The organism is Actinobacillus porcinus (genome assembly GCF_901764995.1).
GTDB classification, from domain to species: domain Bacteria; phylum Pseudomonadota; class Gammaproteobacteria; order Enterobacterales; family Pasteurellaceae; genus Exercitatus; species Exercitatus porcinus.
Genome location: NZ_CABFKI010000003.1, coordinates 187809 through 205082 on the forward strand (window position 1 = coordinate 187809; position 17274 = coordinate 205082).

Annotated in this window: 13 protein-coding genes and 3 tRNA genes; 11 read left to right on the forward strand and 5 right to left on the reverse strand. The window is 41.1% G+C overall.

Going from position 1 to position 17274, the window contains the following annotated elements; all coding sequences use genetic code 11:
• Positions 1–10: 10 nt before the first annotated feature.
• Together E7T07_RS03660 and E7T07_RS03665 are read right to left on the reverse strand one after the other, a co-directional pair.
• Positions 11–1117: a stealth family protein gene (locus E7T07_RS03660; protein ID WP_135709560.1), complete on the reverse strand. Its 1107-nt coding sequence runs from the start codon at positions 1115–1117 to the stop codon at positions 11–13.
• Between the two features lie 737 nt (positions 1118–1854).
• On the reverse strand, positions 1855–2151 hold the full coding sequence (locus E7T07_RS03665) for a HigA family addiction module antitoxin (RefSeq protein ID WP_135709561.1): 297 nt from the start codon (positions 2149–2151) through the stop codon (positions 1855–1857).
• A gap of 342 nt (positions 2152–2493) precedes the next feature.
• On the opposite strand from E7T07_RS03665, the gene E7T07_RS03670 reads away from it, so the two are divergent.
• The 4 genes from E7T07_RS03670 to E7T07_RS03685 are packed head-to-tail and all read left to right on the forward strand — an operon-like array spanning position 2494 to position 6244.
• Positions 2494–3666: a polysaccharide biosynthesis/export family protein gene (locus tag E7T07_RS03670; protein WP_135709562.1), complete on the forward strand. Its 1173-nt coding sequence runs from the start codon at positions 2494–2496 to the stop codon at positions 3664–3666.
• Positions 3667–3675: 9 nt separating this feature from the next.
• Entirely contained in the window at positions 3676–4800 is a 1125-nt protein-coding gene (locus tag E7T07_RS03675; protein WP_135709563.1) for a BexC/CtrB/KpsE family polysaccharide export inner-membrane protein, read from the forward strand.
• Entirely contained in the window at positions 4800–5597 is a 798-nt protein-coding gene (locus tag E7T07_RS03680; RefSeq protein WP_135709564.1) for an ABC transporter permease, read from the forward strand. Before E7T07_RS03675 ends, E7T07_RS03680 begins: the two co-directional genes overlap by 1 nt.
• Positions 5594–6244, forward strand: coding sequence for an ABC transporter ATP-binding protein (locus E7T07_RS03685; protein WP_135709565.1), 651 nt, complete (start codon positions 5594–5596; stop codon positions 6242–6244). Before E7T07_RS03680 ends, E7T07_RS03685 begins: the two co-directional genes overlap by 4 nt.
• Before the next feature lie 177 nt (positions 6245–6421).
• On the opposite strand, the gene prmB is transcribed toward E7T07_RS03685, so the two are convergent.
• Positions 6422–7366 carry a 50S ribosomal protein L3 N(5)-glutamine methyltransferase gene (prmB, locus tag E7T07_RS03690; RefSeq protein ID WP_135709566.1) on the reverse strand — a complete coding sequence of 315 codons (945 nt, stop codon included), beginning with the start codon at positions 7364–7366 and terminating at the stop codon, positions 6422–6424.
• A 65-nt stretch (positions 7367–7431) separates the two neighbouring features.
• Here prmB and smrB point away from each other — a divergent pair, with 65 nt between their 5' ends.
• The gene (gene smrB / locus E7T07_RS03695) at positions 7432–7938 is read left to right on the forward strand and encodes an endonuclease SmrB (protein WP_135709567.1); all 507 of its coding nucleotides are present in this window, start codon (positions 7432–7434) and stop codon (positions 7936–7938) included.
• 64 nt (positions 7939–8002) lie between these two features.
• On the opposite strand, the gene E7T07_RS03700 is transcribed toward smrB, so the two are convergent.
• On the reverse strand, positions 8003–8938 hold the full coding sequence (locus tag E7T07_RS03700; RefSeq protein WP_135709568.1) for a Kdo(2)-lipid IV(A) acyltransferase: 936 nt from the start codon (positions 8936–8938) through the stop codon (positions 8003–8005).
• Between the two features lie 115 nt (positions 8939–9053).
• Between E7T07_RS03700 and hldE the strand changes: the two genes are divergently transcribed.
• Entirely contained in the window at positions 9054–10481 is a 1428-nt protein-coding gene (hldE, locus tag E7T07_RS03705) for a bifunctional D-glycero-beta-D-manno-heptose-7-phosphate kinase/D-glycero-beta-D-manno-heptose 1-phosphate adenylyltransferase HldE (protein WP_135709569.1), read from the forward strand.
• A 55-nt stretch (positions 10482–10536) separates the two neighbouring features.
• Here hldE and E7T07_RS03710 read toward each other — a convergent pair whose 3' ends face one another.
• A complete protein-coding gene (locus E7T07_RS03710; RefSeq protein ID WP_135709570.1) occupies positions 10537–11901 on the reverse strand; it encodes a sodium-dependent transporter in 1365 nt (454 codons plus the stop codon).
• A 147-nt stretch (positions 11902–12048) separates the two neighbouring features.
• On the opposite strand from E7T07_RS03710, the gene E7T07_RS03715 reads away from it, so the two are divergent.
• From E7T07_RS03715 to E7T07_RS03735, 5 genes are all read left to right on the forward strand, one after another.
• Entirely contained in the window at positions 12049–14748 is a 2700-nt protein-coding gene (locus tag E7T07_RS03715) for a copper-translocating P-type ATPase (RefSeq protein WP_135709571.1), read from the forward strand.
• Positions 14749–14847: 99 nt separating this feature from the next.
• Positions 14848–16791, forward strand: a complete 1944-nt coding sequence (locus E7T07_RS03720; protein WP_135709572.1) for an ABC transporter ATP-binding protein — start codon at positions 14848–14850, stop codon at positions 16789–16791.
• Between the two features lie 152 nt (positions 16792–16943).
• Positions 16944–17020, forward strand: a tRNA-Arg gene (locus E7T07_RS03725).
• Between the two features lie 27 nt (positions 17021–17047).
• Positions 17048–17123: transfer RNA gene (locus tag E7T07_RS03730), tRNA-His, on the forward strand.
• Between the two features lie 5 nt (positions 17124–17128).
• Positions 17129–17205, forward strand: a tRNA-Pro gene (locus E7T07_RS03735).
• The last annotated feature ends 69 nt before the right edge of the window (positions 17206–17274 follow it).

Consider the following 17274-nt stretch of genomic DNA (forward strand, 5'->3'; position numbering starts at 1 on the left):
ATTTTTTCTCTTATTGATAATAGTTTTCTAACATAGCTATTAGTTTTTGCTTATAGTTCTCAGTACTGTTATTACTATTAAAATCATTTGCACAAAAAGAATGTGGTTCTTGTCCTATTTTCTTTTTATGAATTAGTTTACGATATTTAACTAAAGCATCATTAGATCTAATATTAAAATAATAACAAATCTCTACTCTTGGAACGGATTTCCCTTCAAAATACATTAACCATGGAATAAGAAAATTAGCAAAATTTAAATCATTACTCATCCGAAATTTATTTCCTAAGAATGCTCTTATTTCATTTTCATATCTTTGCCAAGCTAACTGATACATGCTCTTTTTAAGAGGAATATACGTATGAACTAATGGAGTATCTAAGTTTGTTTGATAATATCGGTTTAAGAGAGTAATACTTCTTTCTGATGCAGATAGCGTTGGTGTGATTATACCATTTTCTCTCATTTTTCTTAGACTTTTTGCTGCGACAAAAAGCGATGCTACACCATTATTCTGAAAGAAATGTTCAGGCTGTAATGGTCTGGCAACAAAAACATCATCGTTAAAATAGATAAAGTTTTCACTCAAATTAGGAATTTTATGTAAAAAAGCCTCAATTACGTGAGAATTAAAGGTTGGTAGATATTCTGAATCAATAATATCTTTATGATCCACAATAGTTACTTTGTTACATTCGTTTAACCAAGCAGGTTTTTGGTTATCGGTTACTATATAGATATGATTGACCCAAGGCATAAATTTAATAACTGCGTTTACAGAATAATATAATTCATTGTGATTAGAAAAGCGGGCAGGATCTGTAGCATATAGTGCAGCGTCTTTCATATATAAAGGTACAAATGTTTGGTATTTTTTTTGCCAAAGCGCATCACTATCATTTACCCATGTAAAGACCACATCAATAGGAAATGTTGTTGCTACGTTTATGGCAACCAAATCATAAAGTAAACGATTACTTTTAATAAGAATGGATTCTAATGATTCAGAAAATGGTTGTTCTATATTTCGAATAGGATATTTCTTATTCAAGAAATCTCGGAAAAATATGCCTGGTTGTGTAAGTAATTTCTTTATTTTTTTATAATTATTCGCCATAGATAAGTCCATGAATTCGTTTAGGCATATGTTATACCAAAAGAATTTCTCTAACTGTATTAGTGCTAATCCCGTACTTTTCAATTAAGTAGTAAATTTAACCCAAATGAGGATTAAGTGTATATTGAGCTACTTCTAAAATGTTGGAAAAGTGTTTTCGACTTTTCGTTGTTTTCTTGGTTATGTTCAACAATAGTTATCTTCTTTATTTCTTGTGGCTTGGTTAAAAATATCTTTTAATATCAATTAATTATGGTTAGAATCTCATTGCTTGCTTGCTTGCTTGCTTGCTTGCTTGCTTGCTTGCTTGCTTGCTTGGAAAAATAGCATATTTTGTTATAAAATGTAAACCATTAGGGCGTGGTTTTATCGTTTTTTGGCGATATGGTTTTGTCAATGTGTTGCTGAATCGTGAGTGCTTTGGTTTTGGTGGGGAGCAACGACTATTCGGCTATCGCTGGTGGTATTAGAGAAGTTCCGTGCAACGGGTAGGCGATGTATAGTGAGTATTGTATTGATTTTCACCCCATACCGCCCATCTTTTCACTGGCAAAGCGCATCAAGGCTTTTAATGTCTCTCTTGGTTATATTGCCGTCTTTATCCATATCAAAGTCAGTTGTTGTGCGCTCTCGACAGTGATGAATAGAGATATAGATATTGCCGCAACATCACGGGGATGATAAAAAATAGCAAAGAGTACTCCGTTCTAGTGGAGTACTACCATAGTAATTAAGAATTAAGCAAATTGAAATGCAGGAATAAACGCCAATTCATTTTCAATATTGGCTTTAACTAATTCTGTGTCGTAGTGGTTTTGTAGATTTAACCAAGATTGTGGTGAAGTATTGAAAAACTTCGCTAAACGCAGTGCTGTATCGGGCGTAATGGCACGTTTACCTTTCACAATCTCGTTAATACGGCGAGGCGGAACCTGAATAGCTTTTGCCAATGCATATTGACTAATATTTAGGGGAATAAGCCAATCTTCAAGCAAGATTTCCCCCGGGTGAACTAAAGGGACAGTGCGAGACATAAAAACTCCTTAGTGATAATCAATAATTTCAATAATCGTAACGCATAACGTTATTAAGCACAACCGGGAAGGAAGTTACCAATGACAATGTATGTTAAAGACAGCTTTTATTATCCAGCGAAAAACATCAACAAGCCTTAATTTGGATTTGATTTAAGGGTGATGATTTGACTTGTCATTGGATTAATTGTTATCTTGTGCAGTAAACGCTGAAATGTCTTATGGTTCGACAAGCTCACCAACCGTGGTTCGACAAGCTCACCAACCGTGGTTTGACAAGCTCACCAATCGCCATTCCAGCTTTGTGCAACTACTATATAATATCGTAAAAAGGAAAAAAATATGAAAAATCCCTATTCAACGTTATCTTTATTGGCGTTGAGTCTTATGGTGGCAGGGTGTGATAGTCTGCCTACCTCTGGTCCGAGTTACAGTAAAGTCGTGTCGGTGAATGATAATAAAGCCCTTCCTGACGTTAATGTGATTGAGTTAGACAATAGTTTGGTTCAGCGTCTTTATCAAACTCAAGGTCAGCAATTATTTTCAGGATTTGATGTATTAAATAACGGTTCGGGTTATAGCGGAACAGTGAATGCGGGTGATGTGTTAGAAATTTCTATTTGGGAAGCTCCGCCTGCGGTGTTGTTTGGCGGGACTTTTAGTGCAGATGGACAGGGGAGTGGACATTTAACCCAATTGCCACCACAGATGGTTAACCAAAACGGTACGGTGAGTGTGCCTTTTGTGGGGAATATTTCGGTGGTAGGTAAATCGCCTGAACAAATTCAAGGACAGATTGTGGGCGCGTTGAAACGTAAAGCCAATCAGCCGCAGGTGCTGGTTAAGCTTGCGAATAATAATTCTGCCGATGTTACCGTTGTGCGTCAGGGAAGTGCAATGCGGATGCCGTTAACAGCAAGCAATGAGCGTGTATTAGATGCGGTTGCTGCAGTGGGGGGAACGCAGGAAAACATTGATGATATCACGGTGCAATTGACTCGTGGTAATCAAGTGAAAACCTTGGCATATGCGACATTAATTGCGGATCCGCGACAAAATATTTTCTTGCGCGCGGGTGATGTGGTGTCGTTATTGAATACACCCTATAGTTTTACCGGGTTAGGTGCAGTAGGGAATAATCAACAAGTGCGGTTTTCTAGCAAGGGGATTACGCTGGCTGAAGCCATTGGTAAGATGGGCGGTTTGATTGATACACGCTCAGACCCGCGCGGTATTTTTGTGTTCCGTTATGTGCCTTATGAACAGCTTGATCAAAATCAACAACGCCAATGGCAGGCTAAAGGCTATGGTGTTGGTATGGATGTGCCGACAGTTTATCGCGTAGATTTGCTTGATCCTAAGTCTCTGTTTTTATTGCAACGTTTCCCAATGCAAGATAAAGACGTTGTGTATGTATCGAATGCTCCATTGGCAGAGTTTCAAAAATTCTTGAGAATGATTTTCTCGATTACTTCGCCAGTGACCAGTACAACGAATACGATTCGTGCCTATTAAGGATGTTTAATGAATAATGTAGCTATCAACAATAAAAAGAAAAAAACATCTAAAATGCGAAGTCCTTTGTTGTGGTTGACCGTGTTTTTGCCAACGCTGTTCTCAACCATTTATTTTGGACTGTTCGCGTCAGATGTGTATATTTCGGAGTCAAGTTTTGTGGTGCGTTCGCCGAAAAATCAGGCGTCTTTAACGGGGTTTGGCGCACTACTACAGGGAACAGGTTTTTCGCGTTCGCAAGACGATGCTTATACGGTTCGTGAATATATTCAATCTCGCACCGCACTTTCTCAACTTGAAGAAGAAATTCCTGTGAAGGATTTCTATTCCACTAAAGGGGATTTTTTAAGCCGTTTTAATACCTTTGGTTTAAGTGGTTCGGAAGAAGAATTTTATCGTTATTTTAAAGATCGGATTAGCGTAGATTTAGATTCTGTTTCGGGGATTACAACGTTACGTGTACGTGCCTTTGATTCTTCGGAAGGGCAGGTTATTAATCAGAAGTTGTTAAACTTAGGTGAGCAATTAATTAACCGCTTAAATGAGCGTGCTCGGAAAGACACGATGGAATATGCGGAGCAGGCGGTAGCGGATGCAGAACATAATGTGAAGGAAGCGGGAGCCGCGTTAACGGAATATCGAATTAAAAACAATATTTTTGATTTGCCCGCGCAATCTGGTGTGCAATTAACCTTGATCTCAACATTGAAAGCAGAGTTGGTTCGCGTAGAAACGCAGTTGGCACAATTACAATCGATGACGCCCGATAATCCGCAAGTCGAAGCTTTATTGACGCGTCAAAAAAGCCTGAAAAAAGAAATCAATGAACAATCCAAACTTTTATCGGGACGTGGTAATTCTGTTGCCACACAAAGTGCGGATTATCAGCGATTAGTTTTAGCTAATGAATTGGCAACCCAACAATTAGCCGCTGCAATGACATCCTTGCAAAATACCCGTAGTGAATCCGATCGCCAACAACTTTATTTGGAAGTGGTGAATCAGCCTAGCCAACCCGATTGGGCGGCAGAACCGCATCGGTTATACAATATTTTATCTACATTGATTATCGGCTTAATGTTATACGGTGTATTAAGTTTGTTAATTGCAAGTATAAGAGAGCATAAAAACTAATGCGATATGGCAATAAAACAACATTTAAACGTTCGCGTGTTATTCAAGGTAGGGTAATTTATGCTCTATTGATGCGTGAAATTATTACGCGATATGGACGTAATAATATTGGTTTTTTATGGCTTTTTGTTGAGCCGTTAATGATGACGCTATTGATCACGTTGCTTTGGAAATTTGTTCGAGCCAATCAGGTTTCTACGCTAAATATTGTTGCTTTTGCCATTACCGGTTACCCGTTAATGATGATGTGGCGCAATGCTTCAGGGCGTGCCATTGGTGCTGTTTCAGCCAATTTAAGTTTGCTTTATCATCGTAATGTTAGGCCCTTAGATACCATTTTTGCCCGTATGCTATTAGAAATTGCTGGGGCGACGACAGCACAAATTTTCATTATGATAGTGTTTATTGCAATAGATTGGATTAGCGTACCACAAGATGCATTGTATATGGTGATGGCGTGGTTATTAATGGCAATCTTTGCAGTTGGCTTAGGGTTAATTATTTGTGCCATTGCCCAAAAATATGAAGCGTTTGGTAAAATTTGGGGAACATTGAGTTTTGTGTTTATGCCTTTATCCGGTGCTTTCTTTTTGTTGCATACTTTTCCTCAACAAGTTCGAGAGGTATTGCAATGGGTACCGATGATTAGTGGTACAGAAATGTTTAGACATGGCTATTTTGGTGATTCTATTACTACTTACGAAAATGTTGGTTTTTTGATTGTTTGTGATTTAGCCATGTTATTAGTGGGTTTAATAATGGTGAAGAATTTTAGTAAAGGGATTGAACCTCAATGATTAGCGTAAAAAATGTCAGCAAACGTTATCATACCCGTAACGGTTGGAAAACGGTGTTACAAGATATTAATTTTGAGCTTAAAAAAGGCGAGAAAATAGGGATTTTAGGGCGCAACGGTTCGGGAAAATCGACCCTGATCCGTTTAATGAGCGGCGTTGAACCGCCAACAAGCGGTGAGATTGATCGCCAAATGAGCATTTCTTGGCCGTTGGCATTTAGCGGCGCATTTCAAGGCAGTTTAACCGGAATGGATAATTTACGTTTTATCAGTCGGATTTATGGGACGGATCTTGAGTATATGCAACATTTTACCGAAGAATTTTCCGAGCTTGGTGATTATTTATATGAACCGGTAAAGAAATATTCATCAGGGATGAAAGCCCGGCTTGCCTTTGCTATTTCTCTCTCCGTAGAATTTGATTGCTATTTGATTGATGAAGTGATCGCGGTAGGTGATAATCGCTTTACGGCAAAATGTAAATACGAGTTGTTTGAAAAGCGCAAAGATCGCTCGATTATTCTAGTTTCCCATAGCCCGGCGGCGATTAAAGAGTACTGCGATAATGCCATGGTGTTAGACAATGGTATTATGCACAAATTTGAGAATATGGATCAGGCGTATCAGTTTTATAATAAGAGCTGTTAGATTGTTGACAAAGCTCATCTCTGAGAAATGCTACTGTGTAACACTTGCAAAAAGCTGAAATGGCAGTTGGTGAGCCTGTTGATGCACGATTGGTGAACTTGCCGAACTATAAGACATTTCGGCGACCGCACAAGATTTACGTTTCGACAGGCTCAACGACTGTTTTGTGGAGAGTGATTAACGGAATAAATCGCGATATTCTTCCAATTGGGCTTTGGTTAAGGTAAATACGCCCAAGCCACCATTTTTCAGTTCTACCCAATTAAACGGTACTTCAGGGTATTGTTCCATTAAATGCACCATACTGTTGCCCACTTCGCAAACCAGCACTCCGTCATCATTGAGATAATCTGCTGCATTGGCAAGAATCTGTTTGGTAATATCCAAACCGTCATAACCTGAACCCAGTGCAAGTTCCGGTTCAAAATGAAATTCTTCAGGCATATCACCGAGATCTTCTAAATCCACATAAGGCGGATTGGTCACAATCAGATCATATTTATCGCCGATCAGGTTCGTGAACAGATCGGATTGTAATGGAAATACGCGATCTTGCATGTCGTATCGCTCAATATTGATTTCCGCTACATTTAACGCATCAAAGGATAAATCCACCGCATCCACTTCCGCCGTTGGGAATTTTTCCGCGCAGGCAATGGCAATACAACCGCTACCCGTACAGAGATCTAAAATGCGTTTTGGGTTGTGGTGTAAAATGCCGTGAAAGCGATCTTCAATCAGTGCGCTAATCGGCGAACGTGGCACAATCACGCGTTCATCCACATAAAATTCCAATCCGCAGAACCATGCGCTGTTCACTAAATACGCCACCGGCACGCGTTTTGCCAAGCGTTCTGTAACAAGCCCTACCAATAATTGTTTTTCCGATAAGGTTAAACGGGTATCGAATAAATTATCCGGTAAATCCATCGGCAATTCTAAGCCGGTTAATACTAAATGTAGGCTTTCATCCCAAGCGTTATCTTGACCATGTCCATAATAAATATCGGAACGGTTAAAATTACTAAAGGTCCAGCGCAGAAAATCTTTAATGGTTTGTAGGTTGTTAGGTACATCATCGGATGCAATCAGTTCAACGAGTTCTTGATTATGTGTTGTCATAGGTATGTCCTTAAAAAGACGAAAGAATCTGTGGTATTATACGCAAAAATGAAAAGGAATGCAGAATGTTAAACGAAGAAGATATCGCTTTATTTCGAGAAAATATCCAAGGCACAAAGAAAATTGAGCAAAATACTTTTGTCGCGCCGCGTTCAGTTAATACGAAGAAAAAATCCGAACAACGTGAAATTCGTGAAAAGCAAGATACTTTATTTTATTTTTCCGATGAATATGAACCTTTATTAGATGAAGAAAGTGCGGTGAAATATTTGCGCGAAAATGAAGATAGCTATTTATTAAAACAGCTTCGCCGTGGAGATTTTTCTCCGGACTTGTTTTTAGATTTGCACGGTTTAACGCGCGAACAAGCCAAACAAGAATTAGCAAGTTTGTTGCAGGCTTGTGTGGATGAACATGTGTACTGTGCCAGCATTATGACAGGCTACGGAACCTTTACGCTCAAAAAGCAAATTCCACGCTGGTTAGTTCAACATCCGAGAGTGCGTGCTTTACATCAAGCACCAAAAGAATGGGGTGGTGATGCGGCAATTTTGATTTTAGTAGATGTTTAGGGGGATATAATAAAGCCGTGATTAGCTTGGCTTTATTACATCATCATCCACCCTTACTTAGATTTTAATCATATAAACTTGGCGCATTTTCATCAGGGCGTGTTTTAAAGCGACGGTGTAGCCACATATATTGTTCGACCCCTTTCATAATTTCTTTTTCTACTACTTTGTTCATTCGTTTAGCGATGTCAGTTTCATTGCTTAAATCACTAAAATCCACTGCCGGCGAGATACTAACGGTGTAGCCTGTACCATCTTGATTGCGTAAAGGGGCAAAAGGCACAACTTTAGTTCCCGGTGCAGAACGCAGTAAAAAATAAGAGCCTGTCGTTGTCGCTGCGTCTTTGACTGCAAAAAATGGCACAAACACCGCATTTTTTCGACCGTAATCATGATCCGGCGCATACCAAATGGTTTCTTTGTTTTTCAATGCTTTGATCATCCCGCGTAAATCTTTGCGATCTAACATCTCTTTGTTTGAACGCAAACGCCCCCAAACTTGTAGCCAGTTAAAAACAGGGTTGTCATTGGGGCGGTAAACGCCAATACCTTGGTGATGAATACCGACAATTCGTGCACCAAGTTCAAGGGTAAGAAAATGCACGCCTACAAATAAAATGCCCTGATCCCCATGATTTTTCAGGTGTTCTAATCCTTCGATTTTTGACCATTTTTTGATACGGCGATCGGACCAAAACCATGCCATACCTGTTTCAATAATCGCCATGCCAACGGATTTGAGGTTTTCCTGCAAAATCTGCTCTCGTTGGCTTTCGGGCATTTCAGGAAAAGCCAATTCTAAATTACGGCGTGCGATTTTAGCGCGTCTTTTGCCGACCTTTAATCGACTAAACAACGCTCCAAGTCCGGTGCCGATATGGCATAAAATAGGGTAAGGTAAACATAAAATCAGCCAAAATATGCCAACGGCGAGCCAAAATCCCCAATGTTTAGGGTGAAGATAGGATTTTTTAAATTGTGGTAAATGATTTTTAGACATTGCGATACATCCATTTGAAAGTGCGGTTAGTTTAACGCAAATTTTGAGAAAACTTAAGAAAAGCCTGTTGTCCTATGGTAAAATCACGTCAAATTTTTTTATGAGGATATTTTTTATGGCTCAGTATTCTGCTCAATTTCCTACCGCCAAAGTGCTTGTGCTTGGTGATGTTATGCTTGATCGCTATTGGTTTGGGGCGACTAATCGAATTTCCCCTGAAGCGCCTGTGCCGGTGGTTCGTGTACAAGAAAATGAAGAACGTGCAGGTGGTGCGGCGAATGTGGCAATGAATATCGCTTCGTTGAATGTGCCCGTACAATTGTTAGGTTTAACGGGAAATGATGAAGCAGGTTCCGCGTTAACCAAATTGCTTGAGAATGAGAAAATTCATTGTGATTTTGTAAAATTAGATACCCATCCAACGATTACCAAATTACGCATTTTGTCTCGTCATCAACAATTATTGCGCCTTGATTTTGAAGAAAATTTTAATAATGTTCATAGTGAAAGTTTGTTAGAAAAATTAAAAAGCGCGGTGAAAAATGTGGGCGCTTTGATCTTATCGGATTATGGTAAAGGAACGCTGAATGATGTTCAGCAAATGATCCAAATTGCGCGTCAAGCCAATGTGCCTGTTTTAATTGACCCGAAAGGCACAGATTTTGAACGTTATCGAGGTGCAACCTTGTTGACCCCGAATATGTCCGAATTTGAAGCGGTAGCCGGTAAGTGTGAATGTGAAGAAGATATTGTCACAAAAGGCCTGAAAATGATTGCTGACTTTGAATTGACCGCGCTTTTAGTGACGCGTTCAGAAAAAGGGATGACATTATTGCGTCCAAATCAACCGGCCTTTCATTTACCAACAGAAGCGAAAGAGGTTTATGATGTCACCGGGGCGGGAGATACGGTGATTTCTGTATTGGCAACTGCATTGGCGGATGGTCGCTCATTGGAAGAATCTTGTTATTTGGCGAATGTGGCGGCAGGCATTGTGGTGGGCAAATTGGGTACATCGACTGTTTCTACCGTTGAGTTGGAACATGCGATTCATGGTAGAACGACCACAGGTTTTGGCATTATGACGGAAGCGGAACTCAAAAGTGCGGTGCAATTAGCGAAAGATCGTGGTGAAAAAATTGTCATGACCAACGGTTGTTTTGATATTTTACACCCAGGTCATGTTTCTTATCTCGAGAATGCGCGTAAGTTAGGGGATCGTTTGATTGTTGCGGTCAATACCGATGCTTCGGTAAAACGTTTAAAAGGGGAAACCAGACCGATTAATGATCTGAATAACCGTATGGCAGTATTGGCAGGGTTAGCTTCCGTGGACTGGTTAGTGGCATTTGACGAAGATACGCCACAACGTTTGATTGGCGAAGTTTTACCTGACTTACTCGTTAAAGGCGGCGATTATAAACCGGAAGAGATTGCGGGCTCAAAAGAAGTGTGGGCAAATGGCGGTGATGTTCAGGTGCTTAACTTTGAAAATGGCTGTTCAACCAGTAATGTGATTAAGAAAATTCAAGAATTAGGTTAATTTTTGAAGCATTTTATCGAATTAAAAGCCCGAGCATAAAAACTCGGGCTTTTGCTTACATGAGATTGCTCACAAAAATCACAATAATGATGAGTGGCACAACGTATTTGACGTAGTTAAACCAAATTGTGGTGAACGTAGAATTTGGCGTATCTGACAGTTCTTGTTTGGCTTTGTCTTTTAACACAAATCCCACAAAAATAGCACAGCCAAGTGCGGTTAATAAAAAGAGAATATTGCCGCTGAGATAGTCGAAGAAATCGAAAATACTCATGCCAAATGGGCGAATATCTTTCAATACATTATCACTCAATACCGCCGGAATATTACCTAACACAAAAATGCTACCAAGGGTGAGCAGAATCGCTTTACCGCGGCGCATACGTAATTTTTCTTGTAGCGCGGTGATAATCACTTCATAAATAGTGATAGATGTTGTGAGTGCGGCGATAAGGAGTAATCCAAAGAACACAACGGCAAAGAATGTACCGAAAGGTAAATGGGAAAATACGATAGGCAAACTTTGGAATACTAAAGTCGGGCCTGAGTTTGGTGCGATACCGAAGCTGAATAATGACGGAAAAATCATAAAGCCGGCCAGTACAGCAATAATGGTGTTGGTGAACCCTGTAATCACAGCGGTTTGGATCAGATTTTCTTCTTTGCTGAGATAGCTTGATAAGGTGATTAATACGCCAAAACCAAGGCTTAAGGCGAAGAAAACTTGTCCTAATACTTTGATGAAAAGTTCCGCTGAAATTTTGCTGAAATCAGGTTTGAGATAATAAGTAATGCCTTCTATTGCCCCCGGTAAGGTGATATTGCGAATTACCATGCCAATTAAGAAGATAAATAAGAGTGGCATCAAATATTTTACCGAGCGTTCAATACCGCCAATAATACCTTTAGCAAGGATAATGTAGTTTGCGGCTACAAAAATAAAGGTGTAAATGGCGATTTGTACTGGGCTATTGCCAATGCTGAGATCGTAGAATGTTTTTGCGGTGTCTTTTGTAATTGGCGTTGAAATATCTAGGCTGCCACTAATTAGGCTTACAATGTAGTTCATTACCCAACCACCTAATACCATGTAATAACCCATGATAATAAAAGAGCCGGCTAATCCCATATAACCGAGAATTTTCCACCATTTTGAAATGCCTTTATCTTGTAATTTATCGCCAAACGCATCGATAGAGTTGACGCGTAAACGGCGACCGATCACATTTTCCACTAAGATCATGGGAATTCCGATGACAAACATGGCGAGACAGAATAGCAATACGTACGCGCCACCGCCGTTTTCGCCTACGAGATAAGGAAAGCGCCAAGTTGCGCCAAAGCCGACAGTTGCCCCGGCTACCGTCATAATATAAGTCAATTTGCTGGACCAAGTTTGGCGTTCTTGTTTTTGTGTCATGGTTATAGTCCGTTATGTTTTATTGTAAATGTAAAAAAGAGCCGTATTTTACTCTTACTTTAGTAAAAAGCCAAATTCACGCATTGCTTGACCTTGTCCTTGGGGGAAGGTTTATGATAGCAACCGTTATAAATCAACAGGAGAAAGATGATGACAGTGACTATTTTAGCTTTAAAAGACTTATCTTGTGGGCATTGCGTGAAATCCGTGACAGCTGTGTTAGAGCAACTTGATGGTGTTGAACAGGTGCAAGTGACCTTGCATTTTGCGAAAGTGATGGGGGACGTGAGTGCGCAACATTTAATTGATGCTATTGTTGCCGCAGGCTACGGCGCAGAATTGGCTCAGCCTGATTTTGAGCTGGCGTTATCGGGATTAAATTGCGGGCATTGTATTAAATCCACAGAAAAAGCCTTAAGTGCGGTGGAAAATATAGATGTTTTTGAAGTCAGCAAAACTTCCGCCAAAATTTATGGTTCAGCGGATCCACAAGCGGCGATCGCTGCCATTATTGCCGCAGGCTTTGAGGCGCATTTGGTGAATGAAAGCCCAAAGTCTGAACTACCGACACCATTAGCGGCGTTGCCTTCGTCTGGGTCGGTAGTGTTAGAACAAGAGATAAAACCCGCTTCAGCCAAGAGTGATAAGAGTATTTCGTTACTGTTGGATGGGTTGACCTGTGCCGCTTGTGTATTGAAAGTTGAGCGTGCGTTACAGGGTGTTGAAGGCGTGGAAAGTGTTAGCGTGAATTTAGCGGAGCAAACGGCTTTTGTGACAGGGGATGTTGACGCTCAACGCTTGGTACAACAAGTTATTCAAGCCGGTTACGGGGCTGAAATCATTGAAGATGAAAAAACAAGCCGAGAAAAACAACAAGCACAAGCCAAGCAGGAAATTCAACGCCGTCAATGGCAATCTATTGTGGCGTTAGTGGTTGGGTTTGGTTTGTTGTTTTGGGGCTTGGCAGGCGGTCAGACGCAGGTCACCGCAGATAATCGCTTAAATTGGCTGGCAGTCGGTTTGGTAACTCTTGCGGTGATGATCTTTACCGGGGGACATTTTTATCAACGCGCCTTTAAAAATTTGTTAAACAAAACAGCGACTATGGATACCTTAGTGGCACTAGGAACGGGAGCCGCTTGGTTGTTTTCCATGGCGGTGACATTAGCCCCTGAGATTTTCCCCGAAAGCGGGCGACATCTTTATTTTGAGAGTAGCGCGATGATTATTGGCTTGATCAACGTAGGGAAAATGTTAGAAGCGAAGGCAAAACAGCGTTCGTCTAAAGCCTTAGAGCGTTTGTTGGATTTAACGCCGAAAACCGCGAAAGTGGTGGATGAGCAGGGGACGCATGAGATTCCTTTAAGTCAAGTGCAACAAGGGATGACGTTACGTCTGCAAACAGGCGATCGCGTTTCGGTTGATGGCATTGTGACGGAAGGGGCGCTTTGGATTGATGAAAGCATGTTGACAGGCGAATCTTTGCCTGTGCAAAAAAATCCGGGGGATAAAGTCAGTGCAGGGACAGTGGTGACAGATGGTGCGGCGTTATTTCAAGCGGAGCAAATCGGTAATCAAACGCTGTTGGCGAATATTATTAAGTTGGTTCGTCAAGCGCAAAGCAGCAAGCCGCAATTAGGACAATTGGCGGATAAAATCGCCGCTATTTTTGTGCCGATTGTGGTGGTAATCGCGTTGCTTGCGGCATTGATTTGGTATGGCGTAACGCAAAATATTTCTTACGCATTTATGGTGTTAACAACAGTGTTGATCATTGCTTGTCCTTGTGCCTTAGGGCTGGCGACACCCATGTCGATTATTGCGGGCGTTGGGCGTGCCGCGGAGTTGGGTATTTTGGTGCGTGATGCGGACGCCTTACAAAAAGCAGCCGGTGCAGATACCCTTGTTTTTGATAAAACGGGCACGTTGACGAAAGGTGAGCCTAAAGTCACCGCACTTTATACCTTTGGCGACATGACGCAAGAAAGTGCGGTACATTTGGCGGCTGGTTTAGAACAGGGGGCTAATCACCCTTTGGCAAAGGCGATTTTGGCGTTAAATGACGGCGTTGCTGAAAAGGTTAGCGAGTTTCGTACTTTGAAAGGATTAGGCATAACCGGCGTTATTCAAGGAAAAAATATTGCTTTAGGTAACCGCACTTTAATGACGCAATTTGCCGTTTCTCTCGATGCCGCGGAGCCATTGTTTCAACAAGAAAGCGAGAAAGGGGCGACAGTGGTGTTTTTAAGTGTGGAAAATCAGCTGGCAGCTATTTTTGCCATTCGGGATCCTTTGCGAGAAGACAGCGCACAAGCGTTGCAACGTTTGGCATCTCAAGGCTATCAGTTGGTGATGTTAACGGGAGATCAAGAAAAAACCGCACAAGCCATCGCCGCGGAATTGGGTATTCACCAAGTCATTGCAGGCGTATTGCCGGCGGGTAAAGCGCAGGCGATTCAACAGCTTCAAGCTCAAGGGCGCAAAGTTGTGATGGTGGGGGATGGTATTAATGATGCCCCTGCTTTAGCGCAAGCTGATGTGAGTATTGCGATGGGATCAGGGAGCGATATTGCCATTGAAACGGCGGAGTTAACCTTAATGCGTCATAGTATGCAGGCGGTGGCGGACGCACTGAGTTTATCAAAAGGCACATTGCGCAATATGAAACAAAATCTCTTTTTTGCCTTTGTTTATAATAGCTTAGGTATTCCACTGGCAGCGGGCTTATTTTATCCCTTGTTCGGTTGGTTGCTTAATCCAATGATCGGTGGTGCGGCGATGGCGTTTTCTTCCATTACCGTAGCAAGTAATGCAAATCGATTGTTGAAATTTATACCAAAGCAATAAGTGCTGAAAAAATAAAGTGCGGTCAGAAAAATTCTCGTTTTTTCGACCGCACTTTTGTTATAAGATCGCACACAATTTTTCTAACAGAATTTGAGAATTATGGCACTAATTAGTTTAACCAACGGATATCTTTCTTTTAGTGATGCCCCTTTATTAGATCACGCTGATTTACATATTGAAGCGAACGAACGCGTTTGTTTGGTCGGGCGCAATGGCGCGGGAAAATCTACCTTGCTGAAAATTTTGGCCGGGGATGTGATTATGGATGACGGGAAATTACAGTTTGAGCGCGATTTGGTGGTTTCTCGTTTGGAACAGGATCCGCCACGTCATGCGGAAGGCAATGTATTTGATTATGTGGCGGAAGGCATTGGGCATTTATCCGATTTGCTCAAAGAATATCATCATATTTCCACCGCACTTGAAACGGATTACAGCGAAAATTTGTTGAACCAATTATCGCAAGTGCAAGCCAAGCTGGAGCATGAAAATGGCTGGCAGTTTGAAAATAAAATTAAGGAAGTGTTAGGTAAATTAGCCTTAAACCCGAACACCTTGCTTTCAGATCTTTCAGGCGGCTGGTTGCGTAAAGCCGCATTAGCACGAGCGTTGGTTTGCGATCCGGATGTGTTGTTATTGGATGAACCGACAAACCATTTGGATGTAGAAGCTATTGAGTGGTTGGAAGAATTTTTGTTGGGCTTTGACGGAAGTATTGTCTTTATTTCGCACGACCGTTCTTTCATCCGCAAGATGGCAACGCGAATTGTGGATTTAGATCGTGGGCAGTTGGTGTCTTACTCGGGAGATTATGACACCTATTTGACCACAAAAGAGGAAAACTTACGGGTTGAAGCCTTACAAAATGAATTGTTTGATAAAAAATTAGCCCAAGAGGAAGTGTGGATCCGTCAAGGGATTAAAGCAAGACGAACACGTAATGAAGGGCGGGTTCGTGCATTAAAAGCCTTGCGCGAAGAACGCCGTCAGCGTAGAGAAGTGTTGGGAACGGCTAAATTGCAATTAGATACTTCAAGCCGTTCGGGTAAGATTGTGTTTGAAGTAGAAAATGCCAGCTATGAAATTGAAGGCAAAAAATTGTTGTCGAACTTTAGTACAACAATTTTGCGCGGGGACAAAATTGCTTTGGTTGGACCGAATGGCTGTGGGAAAACCACATTTATTAAGTTGTTGCTTGAGCAGTTAAAACCAACGGGAGGCTCTATTCGTTGCGGAACCAAATTAGATATTGCTTATTTTGATCAATATCGTGTCGATCTCGATCCTGAAAAAACAGTGATGGATAATGTGGCGGACGGAAAACAAGATATTGAAGTCAATGGGGTAAAACGCCATGTATTGGGCTATTTGCAAGACTTTTTATTTCCGCCTAAACGCGCGATGACCCCTGTTAAAGCACTTTCGGGTGGTGAGCGTAATCGGTTGTTGTTGGCGAAATTGTTGTTAAAGCCGAATAATTTGTTAATTTTAGATGAACCGACTAATGATTTGGATGTGGAAACCTTGGAGTTGTTAGAGGAAATTTTAGCCGATTACCAGGGGACGTTATTGATCGTGAGTCACGATCGTCAATTTATTGATAATGTTGCAACTGAATGTTATATGTTTGAAGGAAATGGCGTACTGAATAAATATGTGGGCGGTTTCTTTGATGCGAAACAACAGCAAGCCAATGTGTTGGCAACAAAAGCGGTTGATGATGTCAAACAGAAAAGAATAGTTGAAAATGAGAGTAAAGAGAAAGTCGTTTCTCAACCTACGCGTCAATCTAATCGTCAACGTGTGGTAAAGCTTTCTTATAAAGAAGAGCGAGAATTAGAGCAGTTGCCGCAGTTATTAGAAAAATTGGAAGAAAATTTGACCGCACTTCAAGATGAAGTAAGTAATCCGGCATTTTTTGAACAATCTCATGAATATACTTCGGCTAAATTACAAGAATTGGCAGAAAAAGAACAAGAATTGGAATCGGCATTTTTGCGCTGGGAAGAATTAGAAGCCAAGAAAAATCAATCTGGAAACTAAAAAATAGTCAGAAAAATATGAATTTTTCACCAAATTGAACAAATTTAAGGCGAGCGATCTATTTTGTAAAAAAAAATGTAAAAAAGTGCTAGACAAGGATGTTGGAAATCATTAATATACGCCCCCGTTGCGACGCACTAATGAAATGTAACGCGTTCGTAGCTCAGTTGGATAGAGCGTTGGCCTCCGGAGCCAAAGGTCGCAAGTTCGAATCTTGTCGAGCGCGCCAGAGTCAATGCAATAACAACTTACAACGGTGGCTATAGCTCAGTTGGTAGAGCCCTGGATTGTGATTCCAGTTGTCGTGGGTTCGAGTCCCATTAGCCACCCCATCTATCGGCGAGTAGCGCAGCTTGGTAGCGCAACTGGTTTGGGACCAGTGGGTCGTAGGTTCAAATCCTATCTCGCCGACCACTTTATTTTTTTGCTCTTTAACAATTTATCAGACAATCTGTGTGGGCACTTGTAAGAATTCGTTTTGAA

Coding starts and splice junctions, on each gene's coding strand:
- E7T07_RS03670 (WP_135709562.1), top strand. CDS start 2,494: ATGAAAAATCCCTATTCAACGTTATCTTTATTGGCGTTGAGTCTTATG.
- E7T07_RS03665 (WP_135709561.1), bottom strand. CDS start 2,151: ATGTCTCGCACTGTCCCTTTAGTTCACCCGGGGGAAATCTTGCTTGAA.
- E7T07_RS03685 (WP_135709565.1), top strand. CDS start 5,594: ATGATTAGCGTAAAAAATGTCAGCAAACGTTATCATACCCGTAACGGT.
- E7T07_RS03710 (WP_135709570.1), bottom strand. CDS start 11,901: ATGACACAAAAACAAGAACGCCAAACTTGGTCCAGCAAATTGACTTAT.
- E7T07_RS03700 (WP_135709568.1), bottom strand. CDS start 8,938: ATGTCTAAAAATCATTTACCACAATTTAAAAAATCCTATCTTCACCCT.
- E7T07_RS03720 (WP_135709572.1), top strand. CDS start 14,848: ATGGCACTAATTAGTTTAACCAACGGATATCTTTCTTTTAGTGATGCC.
- smrB (WP_135709567.1), top strand. CDS start 7,432: ATGTTAAACGAAGAAGATATCGCTTTATTTCGAGAAAATATCCAAGGC.
- E7T07_RS03680 (WP_135709564.1), top strand. CDS start 4,800: ATGCGATATGGCAATAAAACAACATTTAAACGTTCGCGTGTTATTCAA.
- E7T07_RS03715 (WP_135709571.1), top strand. CDS start 12,049: ATGATGACAGTGACTATTTTAGCTTTAAAAGACTTATCTTGTGGGCAT.
- E7T07_RS03660 (WP_135709560.1), bottom strand. CDS start 1,117: ATGGCGAATAATTATAAAAAAATAAAGAAATTACTTACACAACCAGGC.
- prmB (WP_135709566.1), bottom strand. CDS start 7,366: ATGACAACACATAATCAAGAACTCGTTGAACTGATTGCATCCGATGAT.
- E7T07_RS03675 (WP_135709563.1), top strand. CDS start 3,676: ATGAATAATGTAGCTATCAACAATAAAAAGAAAAAAACATCTAAAATG.
- hldE (WP_135709569.1), top strand. CDS start 9,054: ATGGCTCAGTATTCTGCTCAATTTCCTACCGCCAAAGTGCTTGTGCTT.